General features: G+C 27.4%; 19 protein-coding genes. 8 read left to right on the forward strand and 11 right to left on the reverse strand.

Features of this window, described 5'->3' with window-relative positions; genetic code table 11:
• The first annotated feature begins 152 nt into the window (after positions 1-152).
• Positions 153-1,553: a chromosomal replication initiator protein DnaA gene (gene dnaA / locus BABL1_RS00025; RefSeq protein WP_023790866.1), complete on the forward strand. Its 1,401-nt coding sequence runs from the start codon at positions 153-155 to the stop codon at positions 1,551-1,553.
• A gap of 7 nt (positions 1,554-1,560) precedes the next feature.
• On the opposite strand, the gene BABL1_RS00030 is transcribed toward dnaA, so the two are convergent.
• The gene (locus BABL1_RS00030) at positions 1,561-2,613 is read right to left on the reverse strand and encodes a hypothetical protein (RefSeq protein WP_023790868.1); all 1,053 of its coding nucleotides are present in this window, start codon (positions 2,611-2,613) and stop codon (positions 1,561-1,563) included.
• A gap of 138 nt (positions 2,614-2,751) precedes the next feature.
• Here BABL1_RS00030 and BABL1_RS00035 point away from each other — a divergent pair, with 138 nt between their 5' ends.
• Positions 2,752-3,306 (forward strand): hypothetical protein, encoded by a 555-nt coding sequence (locus BABL1_RS00035; protein ID WP_023790870.1) that lies wholly within the window; start codon positions 2,752-2,754, stop codon positions 3,304-3,306.
• A gap of 520 nt (positions 3,307-3,826) precedes the next feature.
• On the opposite strand, the gene BABL1_RS05070 is transcribed toward BABL1_RS00035, so the two are convergent.
• Positions 3,827-5,269, reverse strand: a complete 1,443-nt coding sequence (locus BABL1_RS05070; RefSeq protein WP_023790872.1) for an FAD-dependent oxidoreductase — start codon at positions 5,267-5,269, stop codon at positions 3,827-3,829.
• 141 nt (positions 5,270-5,410) lie between these two features.
• Here BABL1_RS05070 and BABL1_RS00045 point away from each other — a divergent pair, with 141 nt between their 5' ends.
• From BABL1_RS00045 to BABL1_RS00060, 4 genes are all read left to right on the forward strand, one after another.
• On the forward strand, positions 5,411-7,777 hold the full coding sequence (locus BABL1_RS00045; protein ID WP_023790874.1) for an AAA family ATPase: 2,367 nt from the start codon (positions 5,411-5,413) through the stop codon (positions 7,775-7,777).
• 82 nt (positions 7,778-7,859) lie between these two features.
• Positions 7,860-9,593, forward strand: coding sequence for an ATP-dependent Zn protease (locus tag BABL1_RS00050; RefSeq protein ID WP_023790876.1), 1,734 nt, complete (start codon positions 7,860-7,862; stop codon positions 9,591-9,593).
• A 154-nt stretch (positions 9,594-9,747) separates the two neighbouring features.
• The gene (locus tag BABL1_RS05075) at positions 9,748-10,320 is read left to right on the forward strand and encodes a GNAT family N-acetyltransferase (RefSeq protein WP_023790878.1); all 573 of its coding nucleotides are present in this window, start codon (positions 9,748-9,750) and stop codon (positions 10,318-10,320) included.
• 119 nt (positions 10,321-10,439) lie between these two features.
• Positions 10,440-11,462: an ankyrin repeat domain-containing protein gene (locus BABL1_RS00060; protein WP_023790880.1), complete on the forward strand. Its 1,023-nt coding sequence runs from the start codon at positions 10,440-10,442 to the stop codon at positions 11,460-11,462.
• 513 nt (positions 11,463-11,975) lie between these two features.
• Here the strand turns inward: BABL1_RS00060 and BABL1_RS00065 are convergent.
• The 8 genes from BABL1_RS00065 to BABL1_RS05565 form a co-directional block, all read right to left on the reverse strand.
• Positions 11,976-12,383: a hypothetical protein gene (locus tag BABL1_RS00065; protein ID WP_146617251.1), complete on the reverse strand. Its 408-nt coding sequence runs from the start codon at positions 12,381-12,383 to the stop codon at positions 11,976-11,978.
• A gap of 134 nt (positions 12,384-12,517) precedes the next feature.
• On the reverse strand, positions 12,518-12,838 hold the full coding sequence (locus tag BABL1_RS00070) for a hypothetical protein (RefSeq protein ID WP_023790884.1): 321 nt from the start codon (positions 12,836-12,838) through the stop codon (positions 12,518-12,520).
• A gap of 39 nt (positions 12,839-12,877) precedes the next feature.
• Positions 12,878-13,045 carry a hypothetical protein gene (locus tag BABL1_RS05470; RefSeq protein WP_023790886.1) on the reverse strand — a complete coding sequence of 56 codons (168 nt, stop codon included), beginning with the start codon at positions 13,043-13,045 and terminating at the stop codon, positions 12,878-12,880.
• Between the two features lie 298 nt (positions 13,046-13,343).
• Complete coding sequence (locus BABL1_RS00075; protein WP_023790888.1) at positions 13,344-13,547, reverse strand: hypothetical protein; 204 nt, start codon at positions 13,545-13,547, stop codon at positions 13,344-13,346.
• A gap of 112 nt (positions 13,548-13,659) precedes the next feature.
• Positions 13,660-14,613: a tyrosine-type recombinase/integrase gene (locus BABL1_RS00080; protein WP_023790890.1), complete on the reverse strand. Its 954-nt coding sequence runs from the start codon at positions 14,611-14,613 to the stop codon at positions 13,660-13,662.
• A 150-nt stretch (positions 14,614-14,763) separates the two neighbouring features.
• Complete coding sequence (locus BABL1_RS00085; protein ID WP_023790892.1) at positions 14,764-16,701, reverse strand: AAA family ATPase; 1,938 nt, start codon at positions 16,699-16,701, stop codon at positions 14,764-14,766.
• A 136-nt stretch (positions 16,702-16,837) separates the two neighbouring features.
• Entirely contained in the window at positions 16,838-17,191 is a 354-nt protein-coding gene (locus BABL1_RS05535; protein ID WP_197536193.1) for a zinc ribbon domain-containing protein, read from the reverse strand.
• Positions 17,188-17,319 (reverse strand): hypothetical protein, encoded by a 132-nt coding sequence (locus BABL1_RS05565; RefSeq protein WP_275039637.1) that lies wholly within the window; start codon positions 17,317-17,319, stop codon positions 17,188-17,190. The genes BABL1_RS05535 and BABL1_RS05565 overlap by 4 nt, the downstream gene beginning before the upstream one ends.
• 430 nt (positions 17,320-17,749) lie before the next feature.
• On the opposite strand from BABL1_RS05565, the gene BABL1_RS00095 reads away from it, so the two are divergent.
• Positions 17,750-18,304 carry a LemA family protein gene (locus BABL1_RS00095; RefSeq protein WP_171814711.1) on the forward strand — a complete coding sequence of 185 codons (555 nt, stop codon included), beginning with the start codon at positions 17,750-17,752 and terminating at the stop codon, positions 18,302-18,304.
• A 2-nt stretch (positions 18,305-18,306) separates the two neighbouring features.
• Here BABL1_RS00095 and BABL1_RS00100 read toward each other — a convergent pair whose 3' ends face one another.
• Positions 18,307-18,495, reverse strand: coding sequence for a hypothetical protein (locus BABL1_RS00100; RefSeq protein WP_023790899.1), 189 nt, complete (start codon positions 18,493-18,495; stop codon positions 18,307-18,309).
• A 138-nt stretch (positions 18,496-18,633) separates the two neighbouring features.
• Here BABL1_RS00100 and BABL1_RS00105 point away from each other — a divergent pair, with 138 nt between their 5' ends.
• Complete coding sequence (locus tag BABL1_RS00105) at positions 18,634-20,451, forward strand: DUF2207 domain-containing protein (protein ID WP_023790901.1); 1,818 nt, start codon at positions 18,634-18,636, stop codon at positions 20,449-20,451.
• The last annotated feature ends 10 nt before the right edge of the window (positions 20,452-20,461 follow it).

Below are 20,461 nucleotides of genomic sequence, written 5' to 3' on the forward strand. Positions count from 1 at the left end.
AAAAAATATATTACTTAATAAATTAAAGATTTTTATTTTTTAAAATTTTATAAAAAGATTAGCTCTGGTTTATTTCTTTTGATATAATATTATTATCTAATAATATAAGTTAAATATATTTAATATTTTATAAACTGGCTAAAGCGATTATTTTGAATTTAAATATTATTTGGGAAGATTTTTTAAAAATTATTAACGAAGAAGAAGGTAGCAGGATTGTAGAGACCTGGTTTAAGGCTGTTACTCTCTCAAGTTGGGATATAGCAACTAAGACTATATTTCTAAAAGCTCCTAATTCCTTTGTTAGAGAGTGGATAACATTAAATTACTTAAATTTATTAAAGAAGCATTTAAGTAGATTATTTAATGAAAGAGATATTAATATTATTTTAACTGATCAAAGTAAAGCCGAAATTTCAGTTCCGTTAGTTAAATCAGTAGATTTAACTTCGAATGTTAATTCCAATTTTACGGCACAAAATAGTATTAAAAAAAATTCTTTAGTAAATTCAAAAAAATCTGCTGGTAATATTAATTTAGATTATACTTTTGAGACTTTCGTTTCAGGACCTAATAATTTATTGGCTTACTCAGCATCTAAGGCGGTTGCAGATAAACCTGGAATTCTTTATAACCCTTTATTTATATATGGTGATTCTGGATTAGGTAAAACCCATTTATTGCATGCAATTGCTAATCATATTAAGAATAAAAATGGTAAGCTGTCAGTACTTTATCAATCAGCTGATAGATTTGTTAATGAATTTATAAATGCAATTAGATTCGATAAAATTAATTTGTTTGAGAATAAGTATAAAAATATAGATGTACTATTAATTGATGATATACAGTTTATTTCAAATAAAGAACAAACCCAAGAAGCATTTTTCTATATATTTAATGCTCTTTATGAATCTAAAAAGCAGATAGTGTTTTCAAGTGATTCTTTACCTCATGATATTGCCGGTCTTGCTGAAAGGCTGCGATCTCGTCTTGATTGTGGGTTGCTTGCTGATATACAAAAGCCTTCTCTTGAGATTAAAATAGCTATTTTAAAAAAGAAAGCAGAGCTGCATCAAGTAATTTTAAGTGATGAAGTAGCTAATTTTATTGCTTCTAAAAGTTCTTCAAATGTTCGTGAGTTAGAAGGGCTATTAATTCGTTTATTAGCGTTTTCTTCTTTAATGCATCAAAGTATTTCCTTAGAGGTTGCTCAAAAGCTTTTATCAAGAAACATTAAAGATGAATCATCCAAGAAGAAAATTTTAGAAATGCATTTTATAGCAAAGTTTGTAATTAAGCATTACGGAGTCACTTTAAGTCAATTAAGGTCAGCAAAGCGTGTAAAATCTATATCTCTTGCTCGTCATATTTCTATGTATTTAATGAAAAAATATTGTGATAATTCTTTATTAGATATAGGTATATTCTTTAATAGAAAAGATCATTCGACGGTTATTCACGCAATAGAGAAAATTGAGCAATTAAAGCTATCAGATCAAATATTTAATCAAGAGATCCAGAATTTAGAAAATAAGATATTAAATAATTAATATCTTATTATAGCTCTATAGTGGGTATTGGCTTAAATTGTATACTTCTCCTGAAGCTTTTGTGTCTAGTTAATCTATCACTTAAACATTTAAAAGCTAATTTTAAGTACCAATCACTATAACTTTGAAAATAGACAGGTTGCTTTAATCCTACCATGCTAGGAAAATGTTCAGTATCAACTATAACTATTTTGCCTGTTTCTTTTTCTTTCATAAAATTTTCAAAATTGGGATCAAGACGGCTGTTCAAATAATAAGAAAGCTTAAGCCCAAATTTAGGATCATCTTCAAAAACTTTTTTATCTTCGTCTTTATTAATTGCATCAGCAATTATCCCATATATGGATGGCAATAATATTTTCTGTACGGGCTTACATAAATTTTTACCAGTTAGTTCAAACCAGCGATTATTTTTAGGCATCCAAAACCACTTACGTGGAAAATCTATTAGATTAGCATATTCAGGATTTTGATTAATTTGACTTTTAATCCATTCTAGATTTTTTATTCTTGTTAATCCGGACAAATAACGATTTATACCGCCACTCATTAAGAAAAAGCATGCAGGCTGCCATCCTTTTGAAAAAGGTTTGGTAAATGATTCAGGTGTTTCTATAAAGAGTTTTAAAACAAAGGGGTAGTCTTTATATTTCAGTACCAAGTTGCCTGATACGGTTTTTCTATTAAAATCATCGCTTTTAAGTACTACAAAATCATCATAATTTACTTTATGTTCATACAATTGGCATAAAAGTTTCTCTGCTAATTGATTTAGTTTTTGACCTGTTACTTTTTGATCTGGTCTATTTCTATAGGCAATAGGTCCTTTAGGCAAACTGTGACTTTTGAAATACTTATGATCAAATTTTTTAAATATAGCTTCTTCCTCAAGATATTGATCTTTAAAACTGTATGTTTTATTATCACCTTTCCAACAAGTGACAAGTTCAGGCATTAATGGATCTTTAGGCCTGAATATACTTCTTGAGCAATATACTTTAGTGCTTAATCCCATAACTAAAAATATGTTTATTTGAATAAATAAAATTTTCAATTTCATCTCTTTCCCTTTTTTTTAATTCTACCATTAATTTTTTAAATTAAGCAAGAGTGCTACTTGATTTATTTTATATTTATTTGCTAATATCAAGATCAAAGTTTGGTAATGAAAAAAATAGCATTTTAAAGGATGAGTATTATGGAGCGAAAGAATATATCAAAACAAGAACAAATGGTTAAGTGTTTTTTACATCTTCCTGAAAAGTTATTATTATTTCATGGGATGGAAAACATTTCAGAATTTGTTCTTCATACTTTATGTAGCAGGAATTGTTTAAATTTATCAAAAGCAGCTTATTTTATAGATAATCATGATTTTGATTGCTTAAAAGGTATAGCAGGGTTTGATAAAAATGAATTATATCATAATGATGGTATTAATAATGATATTGAGGATCACAATTATATTTGGCAAAATACTGATCATTTTAGCGACCATATGAAAAAGTGTTTATTCAATCAAAAAGTTAGAAATGTTATGAAGCCTAGTGCATCTAAAGCAAGTGACGAGGATATTATAAACGATCTTGCAAGAGAACTGGCTATGAATAAACCTATATTTTATTCATGGAAGGTTAAATATGATAATAAGGCAATATTTATTTTCGAAACTGCTGAAGATGATATGGATATTGATATAGATTCCGATCTACTTAAGGGAATATGCTTATTAGGATTCTGTCCTATATTTTAATTAAGTCAATTAATAAGCGAGGTTATTTATTTGCGGTGTACTTTATATCCTTTATAGGAATATTATCTTATATTACGAAACTATTAAGACTATATTCCTATAAATGCATTTACTTTCTTTTATTTAGACCGTTGCAATTTTTGTTTGTTCGTATAAAATGTGATATTTAAATATAAATTATTAAAGAATCTGATCTTCATATTAAATATAAAGATGGTAAAACCATTTGAATCTAGCCAGAAATAAAAATTATAAAGTAATATTAAAAATACTGAAATGCATTATGGCAAATGCTAATTAGTTTTTTTAAGAAAAATAAAACTATAATCCAGAGTTTTTAGATGTGATTAAGATAAGACTTATTGAGGCAAAAATAATAATTAAAATTTTCAAGAATCGAATAATAATCATATTATCCCTTTAATACTTTTTAATTTTAACTATATACAGTTGAACTGAAAAATAAAATAATTTTATTAAAAAAAAGAACCAATCAAAATTGGTTCTTTTTTTTAACTTATTATTCTTCGGTATTTAAATTATTGACTAAATTATAAAGTTCATACTTTGATAGTATTTGTTTTTCATGACGTCCAACAAGTTTAGAATCTTTAAAAACTAATAATGCTGGAATAGATTTAATATTAAATCTCTCTTTTAATTCTTTAGGCTCATCATCTAGATCTATTTGAGCAAAATTTACTTTATCTTCTAATTTTGCTGCCACCGATTTTACTGAATTTAATAAAACTTTACATGATGTGCAATATTCAGCTCCCACTTCAACAACAAGGGGTTTGTTAGTCTTTAAAAGATCATCAAGATCTTTATTAGTGACTAATTTTTTTAGTTCAACTTGAGTATCTTGATCAGGATCATACAAATTATCTTGTATTTTCTTGAAAAATATTTCATTGTATCCAATTTCTTGTAAAAATGATATTGCATCCAGTCCTGCTTTTATTCCATCGCCTGCTGAAGTTCCTGCTTGTCTATATCTATTATCAGTTACATCTCCTGCTGCAAATACACCTCTTTGTGATGTTTCTTGATAATTTTTAAGATCTATATAACCTGCTTTATCAAGAGCTATAAAGTCTTTAAAAATTTCAGTATTTGGTATATGTCCAATTGCTATAAATACACCATCAATAGGCATTTTAGAAATAGATTTATCTTTGTTATTTATAATTTCTATTTCTGTTACATTATTTTTATCGCCTAATATTTTATTAATAGAAACTCCAAGCATAACTTTTATATTATTGAAGCCCTTAAGTCTTTCCTGCATAGCTGGAGCTGCTCTTAATTTTTCTCTTACAAGTAAAGTTACATTTTTTGCATAAGATGCAAGTAAAGTTGCTTCTTCTATTGCAGAATCACCTCCACCTACTACCACTACATCTTTATTTTTATAAAGTGGAGCATCGCAAACAGCGCAAGTGGTTACACCATAAGCCCAATATTCTTTTTCACCAGTAACATTAAGTAATTTTGGTTTTGCGCCAGTTGCGATTATAATGCTTAAAGCATTAATTTCATGTCCTTCAGTTGTTTGTAATCTAAAAGGCCAAGTAGAGAAATCAACGTGCTCTATACTATCGTTTGCCATTATAGCACCAAATTTTTCTGCTTGTTTTCTATTTTGATCTATTAAATCGGTACCAAGTAGTTTTTTAGTTCCAGGCCAATTTTCAACGTAAGTGGTTTCAGTAAGTTGTCCCCCTGGTTTATCTCCTTGAAATACCACTGTATAAACTGCTGCTCGTGCACCATATAAAGCCGAGCTTAATCCAGCAGGTCCTGATCCTATAACGGCGATAGGAACTAAATTTTTCTTGCCTTCTATTTTGCTTAAATCAAATGCTTGTATTGATCTATTCTTGGAATACCAATAAGTAAAGCCTAAACATGTACTTATCAAAATTATAGCCAGAAATATGTACTTTAATATTTTATTCATATAGAAATCCTTTTGTTTATTAACAATAAAATATAAATATATTGATTTTTTGGGCTTTTGACAAAGAATCAATAAGATTTACAATATTAACAGAAATAAATTATTTTTATTATACTACAATAATTAATAAAGGTAAAAGCAATGAACTTTTTAAAATCCTTTAGATATTACAAAATAATATTACTTTTAAGTACTATTCTATTTTTTGTACCAATATCTTTTGCAAAACATACAGGATTAATTAACATAACTCAAGAAAGCTATATTAGTGAAATATTAAAATTACAAGTTAATCACGTTGAACAAATAGGCTCTTTTTTACAGTATTTGGTTCAAGTGGTTAATAAAAGAAAATTGAATGTTGCAAAAAAGAAAGAGTTTTTTGCTTGGATCAAGTATCACCAAAAAGTAATTTTAGAGTTTGAATCTAGATTTGAAAAACAAGGTATACATTTATATACTGATGAATTACATAGTTTAATGTTAAATTTGAACATGTTTACTAATCATATTCTTAAATCTGTTAATAATAAGTTTGATAATCTTGGTGACTTTAATTTTTATAAAGATGCTAAGGATATAAAAGAAATTGATTTAGAAGTTTTACAAGAGTTATCTATAGAAAATATTAAGAGTATTAAAGAACTTAAAAAATCAGTAAATAATATAGGTTTAACTACGATTAATAAAATAACACGTGCTCTTGATCTATTGAATGATAAGTATAGTATAACGACAGTATTAGAACATAGTCCATTAATTTTATTAACATTGACAACAGGTATATATTTAACTCCACAGAAGTATTTTCAAAATATACCCATTTTAAAAAACATAAAAGAGTTAATAGGTACATATATTTATACCGATAAAGAAGCTTTTGATCAACTTGATGAAAAACAGAAGGCTGTATTATCTAAGCATCCTGAGCAAGGTATTGCTAATTTATTTAATATTGTTGATAGTAGTATGTTGAAAACTTTAGCTATACTTTCTACTGCTTATATGACTAACACACCGTTGAGCCCTTATACTAAAATGGTTAAAGACATAATACGTAACCAATGGGATAAATTAAAGGGCTTTGAGGTTGAGGATATAATTTCAAGAGGACAAATTATTAAAGATATAACTTTAGATGATGAAAAATTAATTGGACTCGATAGTCAAATAGAAGAACTTTATAACTTAGTAAGATATGTAGTAGATCCAGAAAAATATGATAGATCAAATAGTAACTTAGATAAGGGAATTCTTTTAGTAGGACCCTCAAGAAATGGTAAGACTTATGCAGCTCGTGCTTTATGTGGAACCCTTAATAGGGCTATGAAAGAGAAAGGATATAATAGCCGTTTTGCTTTTAAAGAGCTAAAACCCGGAGATATAAAGTGGTCCTTTGAAGGTATAAAATCGATTATAGATCAAGCACGTAAAGATGCTCCATGTATTTTGTTTATCGATGAAATTCATAATCTACCTTTACAGACAAAAGAAGCTGGAGGGGATCTATTAACTCAATTTTTAACCGGCATGTCCGGTGTTAATAATGAAAATGATGCAAGACATCAAATGATTATTTTAGGTGCGACTAATCAGCCAGAACTTTTAGATACGGCTTTGCTGCAGCCTGGTAGATTTGGTAATATTATTTATTTTGAAAAACCTAACTATCAAAATCGAAAAAAATATTTTGATATTATGCTAAAAAATTCTGCAGTGGATGTATCAAAAATAGATATTGATTCTTTAGCAAAACAAACGCAAGGATGTTCTTATGGAGATCTTGAACTTATTATAAAAGGTACTCGGTTTAAGGCCTGTACTTATTCAAAAAATATTGTTCAAGATAATATTCAAGAGCAGATAAATAAACATGTTTATAAATTAAGAGCAGAATTTAATGTTACTGATCAAGAGAAAAAACATTTAGCCGCTCATCAAGCAGGACATTCCTTTATGTACGCCTTATTAAAACCTAATCAAGAGCTACAATTAGTAACTATAAAAGGTAGATGGCGTAAGATCCAAGAAGGTAGGATTTGTGATGATAAAGAGCGTAAAGCTATTTATGATGCTAAAAGTACTAAATATGGAGGATTATTTACTTATTCATCAAATGAATTAGTTGATATTCAGGATACAGATCAAAAAATAAAAATGGCTCAAATAAAATTAGCAGGTATTTTGGCTGAAAAGATATTACTTGGATCTCCTGGATATACTCATCAATATAAGTTTAAGCAAAATGCTTTTCATAATAATGATAAAAGCAAAGCCTTGAATTATATTAAATCTATAGTATTTGATGGGATGTCTCAAGAGATTATACCTAAAGAGATAAAAAATAATTTAGAAATTAAAGCATATAATATGTTAAATGATTTAGAAAAAGAAACTTTAGAAATATTGAATAATAATAGAGATATACTAGAGAAATTAGCAAAAGAACTTGAGTCAAAATTAACTCTAACTTTTGATGAAATTAAAGAAATTATTGATATTAAATAAATTAGATACACAAAAGTGTCTATTTAAGATATTATTGTTAAGGTAACTTATATTTAAAACTTTATAAATAAGAGGACAATTCATGATAAAAAAACATTTGAGTATATCACTTAAAATATCCAGTGGATTTTTAAGTTTAATACTTTTATTTTCTAATACTATAGTAGCTGAAACTGATGCTGTAGAATCTGTTGAAGTAATTGTAAGGCAAGATAATAATTTATTTTCAAAAGCTTTAGAACAATTAAGTAATATTGATTTTACTTTTGAAAAGTTAGGTCAAGCGCTTAATAGCGGAAAAGTAAAGCCAAAAGATAAAGCTGCTGCAAAAAATTATATTAAAAGTACTAGGCTTTTAATAGATCGCGTACTTAGAGGTAGTGTGTTTGAATTATCTCCAGCAAATTATACTAAAGTGACTTATTTTAATAAGGTTCTTATTGATAATTTAAGTAAAGCTGTAAATTCTAATTTTTCTAAGGTAATGTTTATCAATGAAGGTCTATTAGTTGATCAACTTAACAGCATATATCTAGTATTAGAAGAGTCCCTTCAAGGTGAAGGACAGGAATTATTATTAAAAAATGAAAATGATCTTAATATTTTATGTGGCCAATTTAAGTTTATTGGATTAAATCGCTTTAATATTTTTATGCGTGATTTAGAAAAATTTGCAAAGAAAAATGTTATTACTAAAAATGTTAGGTCTAAAACTAAAAGAGCATTGCCTTATTTAGGAGCAGTATCTTATTTATTACTTATAAATAAGAAAGATCAATTTGATAGTATACCTTATGTAGGTAGTTTTTTTGGCAAAACTAAAGAGAAATTTCACCAGTATTTACAAGAACACGATAAAGAAAAGCATAATGCTAAAGATCATAAGTTTAATTTAATAGATAATTTGCTTCATTTAAAAGCAGAGCCTATTTTCACTATTAGTATTGCAGGACTTATGTTACCTGTATTAAAGCAAGATGCTAAAGATCTTTCAAAATGGTCTAATGAAAGATTTGAAGATACTATGGCTTTACTAAAAGGTGAATCTGTAAAAGATAGAGCTTCGGTAAAAAAATCTAAATTAGATTTTGATAAAGTGGCAGGATATAGCTCTATTAAATCAAAACTTAATAATGTTGTTAATTACTTTAGAAATAGAGATTTATTTGATTTAACAGGAACAGCAGTTCCAGCTTCTTATTTATTGTCTGGTCAATTAGATACTTCTGCTGAACTTGCTCAAGCTCTTGCAGGAGAATTAACAAAGGTAGTTAGTGCTAAAGATAAGAACAAATTTTGTGGTGTTTTCAATATTCATGTATCTGAATTAGTCAATAAATCTGTTAAAGATGATATTATTTCTAAAATAGAAGATGAAGATTGTGAATATTGCATTATAATTTTAAACGAATTAGATTGGCTTTATGAACATGCTATTAATAAATCTAAGATATGGAGCAAAGTTAATGAGCTTTTCAGAACCGTTAAATCTAAGAAAAGTAAAATGTCTATATTTACTACAATGAAAGATGTAACTTTATTAGATAGTATAAGTGATAGTCTATTTGAAGTTATATTAAATGTTAATAAACCTAATCTATCTGATATTAAGGATATTTTAAAGAAAGAATTAAAAAATAGAGCAATCAATGCTTCTAATTTTGATTTAGATGTTTTAGCTCAAAAAGCTAAGAATTTATCTATATCTAATTTGAGATATATTTTAAATCAGGCATTTTCAAATGCTTATCTCAATAATCAAATTTTAACTCAACAAATATTAGAAAAAGCTTTAGAAGATTATCTAGTTGCTTGATTTTATAAACATTAAAGAGAGTGAGAATCACTCTCTTTAATTAGTTTTTATCGATATACAATTATAAATTGTAAAACTGTTGTAGAGTGTTGGACAGTTATTTTATAAATTTATATTAATGTTGAAATTGCTATTAATTAAAAAGGGAATAATAATGATGAAAAAATCAATTTTATTAGCAATATGTGTAATTCAAACATTAAATTCAAATATTATTATACGTCCTGCATTAGAGCCTGACTTGTTAGAAATTATTAATCTAGATCGTAAAGTATCATGGGAATATTTTAAACCAATTTTTTTGCAATACACTGGATTACCTTTAGCAGAAAATCCCGAAGAGTTACTTGAAAAAGATTTAGAATTTGATAAAGAAATGTTTATTCAAAGTATTCATAATCAAAATAATAGGTATCTTAATATTGCAATTAATAGCGATAAAATTGTAGGATTTATAGCTTTTAGAGTAGAAAAATCTACAATATATATTGAACTTATACTTGTAGATAAAGATTATAGATATAAAAAAATTGGGCAACGTTTAATAGATACAATGATTAGCAATTTCAAAAATATTGACTCTATCGGTCTTATTGTCTTAGATAAAAATATTTCTGCCATAAAATTTTATCAAACTTATGGTTTTAAACAGCAAGAAATGCCAAAAGATATAAATCTTCCAAAAGATTATCCTCATATTTATTTATTTTATAGATTTGATGTTTAGAACTCTTTTTTAATACAACTCTTATAAATTTATTTATCTTATATCAAATTTCAGTGGTATATTTTTTTAAATCATATATAATTACCTTGATTTAAACTTATTAAATTTAAAGGATTTAAATGATTAAAATAAAGACCTATAATTTTTTATTGTCAATATTACTATTTGGTAGTCATTTGAGTGCAATGAGAAAATCAAAAGTTGTATTAGACAAATCAAGTCAAGAACATTATGAAGTGGTTTTGCCATTAATTTTATCTCAGGTTTTAGACGAATGTAACGACATATTTACTTTGGATGAAGATTTTGATAATCAAATAAAAAAGATACAACAAAGTTCTGATGTTATACTGGATGATAATATATCAAAAGCTGTAAAAGACCTTAAGAAAAAGAGATTTAAATTATTAATTGATCAAATTAAGAATGAGTATCAAGATTATTCTAAAGAACAGTTAAATTCTAAGTTGCTTGGCTTATTAAAGCAAGAATCTTATAATGAAGAAATTTTGCGTGAATGTGCTAGGTTAATCATTGCGGGAGCTGATTCGGATATACAAGATAAACATGAAAATACTACTTTGATTTATGCTGTTTGTAAAAATTATGAAAGTATTGTTAAAATATTGATCAAAATGAGAGTGAATCTTAATATTATAGGAAATTTTGGTAGGTCTGCTTTAATATTTGCAATTGAAAAAAAGCATACTAAATTAGCTAGACTTCTTATAAAATATAAATGTGATATTAAAGATGCTTTACTGTGTGCAACTCAACATGCTAATATTCCCATAGTTAAAGATCTTATTGTTTGTAAAGCTGATCTTAATGAACAAAATAGGATAGGACAAACAGCTTTGATGATTGCTGCTGAACATTCAACATATGATCATTGCCTAATAGCAGAAGCTTTAATAAGAGCTGGAGCTGATTTGAATATTAAAGACGAAGATGGTGAAACTGCTTTTACAACAGCTTCTAAAAATATGTCTCCAGAAATTGCTTCTTTACTTATTAAAGCTGGAGCAAAAGATTCTGGTTATCTCAAGATGATTGGTTTTGTATCTTTAGCTATGCTTAAAAGTATGTGGGATAGCGAAGAAAATAGTTTAACTTATCGTCGTAAGTATCCTAAATTTTGAAAAATAATCTACTAAGCTTTTAATTTGAAAAATTAAGAGAGTGTTTTTCTTCACTCTCTTAATTAATTTTAGTCAGTAGATTATTAATTTAACTGTACTAATTTGAGTAGTTAGATAGAATGTAATTAAAATAAGTATATCTAATAGTCTAATAAAAAAATTAATGTTTATTTAGGCTAAATGTATTATATTTATATCAAAAGAAATTATTATAAATTATATATGCATATCTTGAAAGAAAGCATTAGTATTAGGATCTACACTGCCATCTTTACTGAGTATTTTTTTGTATACTCTTTTCCGGTCCATGAATTCAATAATCCCTTTTGTTTAATCTTATAAAATAAATCAAGTGAAAATATTTTTGACCATAGATATGAATAATATTTAGCTCCATAATCTGTTAGATGCCAAAAATATGCAAAATCACGATTATTATCATTTCTTTAATACAACTAAAAACTCAAAAATTATTTGCTTATTTTTAGTTAATAAGAAATATTTTAATTCTTATTAATAATAGTAATCATTATAATAAGGATTCCACCATGGTATATCATAAGCTCCTAAATACCATACAGGATATCCTAAACCTAAGTAACCATATCCTCCATAACCAAAGCCACGACCATAACCACCATATCGGCCAAAGCCTCTACCGTAATATCCTCGACCTCCCCAGTTACCTCTTCTATAGGCTCCAAAACGACCTCCGCCGATACGAGAACGACCACCAGCAAATCCTCTTCCAAAACTAGAACCTCCAAAACGTCCTCTGCCCATACGGCCTCCGCCTAATCCGCCGATACGTCCTCCTCCAACATGACCTCCTCCTATATGTGCCGCACCGCCACGAGAAATAAGTTCCAGATTAATAAAGATAATGGCTATTAACATTATTATAATATTTTTAAGTTTCATTATTCCCTCCATTAATAAACTTTGTACTAAAAGTTTATAGATACACTTATAAAAATAAATTATAGGACTTATTTTATAATTAAGTATTAGTGATATACTTTTAAAATTAAGAAAAGGAACATTAGAATATAATATTAATACCACCAATAATAGTATGGTAAATATCCATAATACCACCATGGATAGTAATAACCTTCTATATACCAAGGATAATTATAAGTTCTTGAATATCTAGGGGTATAATAACTATACCATCCTCTCCAGCCCCATCCTCCATTTTTTCTTACTCCCGGCATAACTCCTTTATAACTATTTTTCTTAATATAATAAGGAATTTCAGGCAAGTTTCCATCTGAATAAGCTCTACTAGTATAATGACAAACAAGATTGAAACTAAAAAAACTGGTAGAGATTAGAATTAAAATTACTGTTATAATATGTTTTATTTTAAACATTAAAAATACTCCATTTAATTCAATCTCTTATCTTCAATATTAGTTAGCACAATATTTTTGATATAATTCACAAGCATCATTATAGCCTTCTTGGCAAACTGCTTTTGCTTGTGAACAATTTACTCCTACTTTAGGACCAAAAAAGCCACAAGTAATTATATTAAAACTTGAAATCAAAACTAAAAATATATATAAACTTTTAAACATTTTAATACCTCCATAAAAAATTTTTATATTATATATTAATAATAAACTATATTAACAATAAACTACAATAAATATTAAAAACAAAAACATCTACTTATAATGACAGAATTTACTTGAGGTATGACACCACTGAAAATGACCCTCCATGCATAAACGTCTTGCTTTTTCACAATTTATAGCTAAAGGTCTTATATAGTAATTTCTAGGAGTATTTCTGTAATAACTGGCATATAATAAAGAGATATTGATGCAGAATAAAATAAATATAATTCTAATAATATATAGTATATTATAATTATTACTCACAGTTAGGATCTTCTTGTTGATATTTTTTATGTTTTTCACATGCGTCATTATCACCTTGATCGCATTGAGCCTTTAATTTCTTACAGACACCTTTTACATAGTCTTTATAATTAGGTTGCCAAAATCCTATAATCAGATTAGAAGTAGAACATATAACTATACCTAAAGCCAATATTACTAATTTAGATTTATTCATTTTTATGACCTTTTAATATTATTAATAAACTATTGTTTTTATTACAATTATAAATGTTTTTAAATAGATAAATCAATAATAAGTCTTAAAGATATATTTTATAATAATTAAATTAATCTTCTAAAAAAGCATCGATTTTTTTTTCGGGAGCTTGTTTTATACGATTGATATTATGTGCATAAATAAGAGTAGTATTTACATCGCTATGCCGTGCCATTGCTCGAACTTCTTGAGTAGTTGCTCCAGCAAGTAAACTAAGAGTTATTGCGGTATGTCGTAAACTGTGTGCTGTAAGACGAGGGTCATCTAGATTAATATCTTTTAATCTATTTTTCACTATACGTGATATAGATCTTGTAGTTAATCTTTTACCCCAATTTTTTGTACAATGTGAAGCAAATATAGGATCTCTATTTTTGACATTTTTTCGAGCAATCAAATATTGATTTATAGGTTCAATGACACTTTGAGTTAATAAAACTATTTCATCTTTATCATCTCGCCCTTTACCATGAATAAAGAGAACTGTTTCGCCACTTTGTCTACTAATATCTTCACGATTAGCTCGAAGGATTTCAATGCCGCGAAGACCGGTACGTATCATAAGATTTAACATAGCAAAATCTCTTTTGCCTGTTAATGTACTTCTATCAATTGAATTTAATAAGATTTTGGTTTGTTCAACTGTTAGACAATCTTTTCTAAAACCCTTACGTCTTTTAGGACCTTTTATTCCTGTTGCTATATTTGGATAAATTTTTACAGATTCAAGCCATTGGAAAAACTTTCTAACGACTGTTAAGTATCCACTTATAGTCAAAGAGGATAAACTTTTATCATTTTGAAGAAATTCTTTATAATGTAAAAGATCTTGTCTATCAAGGTTATTTTGATTTTGATTTTTAAACCATACCAAAAACTCTTTAAGTTGTCTTTTGTAAGTAGATTTTGAAGATTGTTTTATATCAAGAGATTCTAAAAATAAATTTGTATAGTCATCTATAAAATCTTGACTTATAGATTGAGATATTTTTTCTAAACTATTTTTATGTGTTACTTCAAACATTGCTATGAACTTTCTAACTAAATATATTAATGAAAATATAACTTAAGATATATTTAGTATTATAAAAAGTAACAAATAAATATAGTGTTTAAAATATTATCAAGTTTTTTAAAAATAAAAAGAGCTTGTATACAAGCTCTTTTTTATAATTTATGGATTAGGAGTTTTAATATCTTTCATATCACCGAACAAAACGTGTATTATTCCACCTTTGAGATACTTTTCTATATTTTTAAAACTAGATTGTATAACATATCCGACTACAGCCCCTATTGCTACATTTTTTACCTGTTTAGAAAAACTATCTGATAAAGGCCCTTCTTGATCAGCTTCTTTAATTTTTTTCATTTTATGTAGTTCAATTAAATAACTGGAATATAGATACTTTTCCAACTTACTATAACCTTTGGCATATGTTGTTAAAGAATTTAATCCTAAAATGGGTAAATTTAATAAAGATTTTATTTTTCTATCCTTAAAATCATACTGATTATACATCATAAAGCGCCATAGACTATCATTTTCAGGCGAAAGCTTAGGATTTCTATATTCGCTTACTGCGCTATTGACTAAAGCTTGTAAATCTCTTCCTGTCCAATCACGTGTAGCAGTTGCTAATGAATGAATAAAATTGTTAGAAACTTCATAATTATTTGGATTATCTTTTTCTAAATTAATATTATTAACCCTTAAGTAATTTAAAAGTATATTTATACGTGCTTGATAGCTTGGAGCATTTACTTCAATAGCACTAAAGCGATTTAATATTGCACCTTCTATATTTTCAAGATAATTAGTTGTACAAATTAAGTAGATAGAAGAATCTTTTGCAAGCAAATGTTTATTTAACTCTGAAATAATCTTTTTTATAGTTTGATTATCTTCGCTTGTACCGAAGTTCTTTCTTAATTTACTAGTTGCCCCATCGATTTCATCAATAACTATTACTACAGGTTTACCCTTTGCTTTTGCTGCTTGAAAAAGTTCTGTTACGATTTTAGCACCTGAGCCTTGATACTCTGTTTTAAAGCTACCACCATCGATAAAAAGTACTTCTCGTCCTGAAGCACGTGCAATATGTTCAGCAATGGTACTTTTACCGGTTCCTGGAGGGCCATAAAGAATTAATCCTTTTTTAGTATCAGTTCTAAAATTCTTATTGGTTGTTTCTTTTAAAGAATCTATTAGATTTACAACTCTATTAGGAATACGTCCTTCAAAAAATTGTTCTAAAGGAGGTAATTGATCAGTTTCTATATCAAAATAAGGCGATCTATAGTCATTCTTCTCTTCGTTACTAGGTCTATTAGAAAAAGAAACTTTATTTTTGTTGTCTTTAAAAAAGTTAAGTTCGTTTGGATTATTTTTTTCTTCTGTTATTTCTTTAATAGCAACTTTTACCAATTTAATGAAATTTAATAAATTATCATTCTGCTTCAGATCTAGGTTTAGTAAATCTACCATAAAAAATTTAATTTTATCAGATTCTGATTTATCAGTTACACAAGTTATCCAACGATCATCCAATTTCATAACTAAAATTACATTTTTATCAGTAATAATAGAATCAATAGAATTTAATATAGAAACGATGTCTTTTTTTATGTCGTTAATAGCGATAACTGGAACATCTAATTTTTTGTAACTATTAAATTTAGAAAGTTTTTCTATTTCACTTCCAATTAAATTATTTCCAGAATCAGAAATATCTTTTTCTTCGTTTGAGCCTTCTAAAATATTGTTTTGAGATTTACTCTTACGCAGATCTATAATAAATTTTTTCCATGGGCTATCAGTATTTCCAAACAAATCTTGAGAGATTTTTTGATTATTAATATCAAAAGTAGGATCTGTTTTTTCTCGTAAAGCATCTACTATGATTAAACCATTTTTTAAAGCATTATAACCAGAAAGGGCAATAATTTCAGGGTTTTCTTTTATATCTACTTGATATTGAATAATATCTGAATTATTTTCCTCTTGAGTATTAGTATTACTACTGTTTATTTTTGATGTATATATATTGCCTATAACTATACTTGATAGAACAGTCAAAAATACAATTTTATTTTTAACACCTATTTTCATATGTTTTTCCTTACACAATTTAAGTTGATTTTAAATCTAATATATTTAGTATAAACTGAGATCTAAAAAGTACAACTGGTCAACTACCCACGACTAAAGTATGTGGGCTTGTAGTTGGCAAATACACCACGTTAAGCTAGTTGACAGCGTCTCTACGGATGTTTTCCGCAGCGAGTTTATCGGCAAGGTCAACGTATCCACATGCACGACAACAGAAATTATCCCTTAAAGATCTGTTTTCTTTGGCAACATATCCGCACTGGATACATGTTCGGGAAGTATTTTTAGGATCTACCAGCATAACAGGAATACCAGCAAGATCTGCTTTGTATTGAATAAATTGTCTAAGCTGATAAAAACTCCATGAGCTATGTTGACGACGTTGTGCTTTCCTAACCGTTTTCTCCATACGCTTGCAGATACCCTTAAGATTTTCAAGGGCGATACCGCACTGGAGTGCCTTAGCTTTTTCAACAAGCTTCTTTGCTATAGAGTGGTTAACATCTCGAGCAAATAATTTCTCTTTTTTCGAACGCTTTTAAAGTAACCGCTTTGTTGATTTAGTGTTCTTCTTCTGAAGTTTTGTTCTAATGCGTGCCAATCGTTTTCGCATTCCATTAACTTTTGCTCCAGAAAAAACTTGGCCTGTGCTATCTACAGCAATATTTACAATGTCTAGATCGACGCCAATGAAATCTTTGGGTTCTATTTGCTTTTGTTCTATTGTATCAACTACAAGTAAAAGATAGAAAGTATTATTTTGTAGAATAATATCTGCTTGTTCGTGTATATAATTACCTTCTAGATCTTATTATACTTATAAGTATAACCGCATTCCTCTTACTACTCAAGCAGTAGGCTTCTTACGAATTTCATCGTGAATTTAACAAATAAAATACTTTATTATAAAGTTAAAAATTATATTTTATTTTGTCTTTATTATATTTAATTAAAACATTAACAATTGTTGAATAAAAGTATGCTTTTATTATATAATAAATCAAATTATGCAAACAAAAAACAAATTATTAAAATAAAGGTAAAAAAAATGAATATAATAGTATATTTATTAGGGGCATTAGCACTAGCATCAATATGGTTAATGTTTAAATACAATAAGTTAGTGCATTTAAAAGCTTTATTAGATGAAGCATGGAGTGGTATAGATGTACAACTTAAAAGAAGATCAGATTTGATACCTAACTTAGTTGAAACTGTAAAGGGTTATAGTACTCACGAAAAATCGGTATTTGAAAATGTAGCAAAGTTTAGATCAGCTGCAATAAATTCCAGAAATATTGAAGAAAAAATTAATGCAGAAGCAGGCTTAAGTCGAGCTTTAAGATCTCTTTTTGCAGTTGCTGAAAGTTATCCAGAACTTAAAGCAAATCAAAATTTCTTAAGCCTACAGGGCGAATTGAGTTCAATAGAAAATGAACTTCAACTAGCAAGAAGATATTATAATGGTACTGCCAGAAACTATAATACAGTTGTAAGAAAGTTTCCTGATAATATCGTTGCTAGTTTAACTGGTTTTAAAGTTGCACCTTATTTTGAAGTAACTACCACTGAAGAAAGAGAAAATCCGAAAGTTAAATTTTAAAGTTAAGATTTTTTGTGCCTTGTTTCATGCACGAACTCACGTTCATCATGATTACGACCGTACTGTACATCATTGTCTTCAATATCGTAATCTTTAGTTTGATAAAGAAGAGCATTATCCAAAATATTTTGGTTTTTTTGTGAGATATTCTCTGGAGTATTTGAATTTTTATTTATTTTTTTCTTTTTCATCTCAGATCTCCTTAATTATTTAATTCTTATTTTTTATATTTGAATTAAATTATAACAAAATTTGGATAAAAATTTAAAGAAAAATATCTTAAGGTGTAATAATCTTTATTAATTTAAATAGTTTATGATATCTTAAAAATGATAATTATTAATCAAAATTTAAAGAAAACATTTAAATCTATGGCAAATTATATATCAAAATGTAAGATAAGTAATTTAATTAAAGTTTTAATATTATCAAACTTTTTTAATAATATTAATGCGCTAAATGATTATATCGAGCTATTTAAAGTTAATATAAAAATAAATCAAGATCGAACTATAGATGTCAAAGAGAATATATCTTATGTATTTCAAGAAGATATTAAAAGACATGGTATAAGGCGTGAATTTCCTACTAAATATTACGATAGAGCAGGTAATAATTATAACGTATCATTTAATGTACTTTGTATATTAAGGGATAACTCTCAAGAATCTTATAAAGTTATAAACTATAGAAATGGAAAACAAATATTTATAGGTAATGCTGAAAAATTTATAACCCCCGGCTTACATATTTATACTATTAATTATAAGACAGATAATCAGCTTGGATTTTTTAAAGATCATGATGAACTATATTTCAATGCTATAGGTACCGGTTGGGCGGTACCCATTAAAAAAGTAATAGTCAAAATACAATTACCTGAAAATCTAATGAAAGATCTTTTGAACAACTCTTTATCAAAAGACAAATTAGCTTTTGAGGCTGCTACAGGTTATTTTGATACACAGGAAAGGAATTATAAAGCTTATTTAAATAATAAAGGCAAGTTAATTTTTGAAACAACTAAGATTTTATTACCTAATCAAGGTATAACTGTAGCTGTAGGTTGGCCTAAGAATTATATAAAAGAGCCTACAGCTTATGAAAAATTAAAACGTTTTTTGTCTGATAATATTTATTTAATACTTTTATTAGTAGGATTAGTAAATTTGCTAGCTTACTATATTAGAAACTTGATAAAAATTAAATCTAAAAAGAAAAAGGGTACTATAATCCCATTATTTTATCCACCTAAAGATCTACTGCCATCGGCAGTAAGATATATAGATAAGTTTGGATTTGATTCAAAAGCTTTTGCTGCTGAAATAGTTAATATGGCCGTACATGGATTACTTAAAATCGGGTATAAAAAAAACTTATTATCTCAAACTTATACTATTTACAAAAATTCTAAACTTCCCCAAAATATAATTAAAGAGCACCAAGTTTTACTTGATATATTGTTTAATAAAAATGATGAAATCCAGCTTATACCTAATAATGGATCTATTATTACCCGTGCTATAAATAACTTAAATGGATATTTAGAAACTTTATATGGAAATAAATATTTTGATTATCATACCGATACATCAACCACTGCTATATTAATAAGCTCCTTATTTGTGATCAGTTCCTTATGGTTTAATATAACTATAATATCTATAATTTTAATATTTGGTTACCTAGCGATAATATCGATATTTTACTATCTTTTAAAATCATATAGTCCTGAAGGACAAAAGTTATTTGAGGATATTCAAGGATTTAAACAGTTTCTTACAGTAACCGAATCAGAAAGGTTCAAAATAATTGGAACTCCACCTGATAGGACACCTGAGTTATTTGAAAAATACTTGCCTTATGCAATTGCTTTAGGAGTGGAAAAAGAATGGTCAAAACAATTTGCACCTATATTTGATAAATTAAAAAATTATCAACCTAATTGGATTGCCGGTCCCCTAGATTTTCATAATATAAATAATATAACGAACTTTTCTTATGGGTTAAGTAACTCTTTAAATTCATCGATATTAACTTCATCAAATATTCCTGCATCTACAAGGCCTCCTGGATCTAATACTGGTTTAGGCGGTGGAAGTCGATCAGGCGGTGGCGGTGGAGGCGGCGGTGGTGGTGCTTGGTAAAGATTTTCTA

The organism is Candidatus Babela massiliensis (genome assembly GCF_000513475.1).
Lineage (GTDB): Bacteria > Babelota > Babeliae > Babelales > Babelaceae > Babela > Babela massiliensis.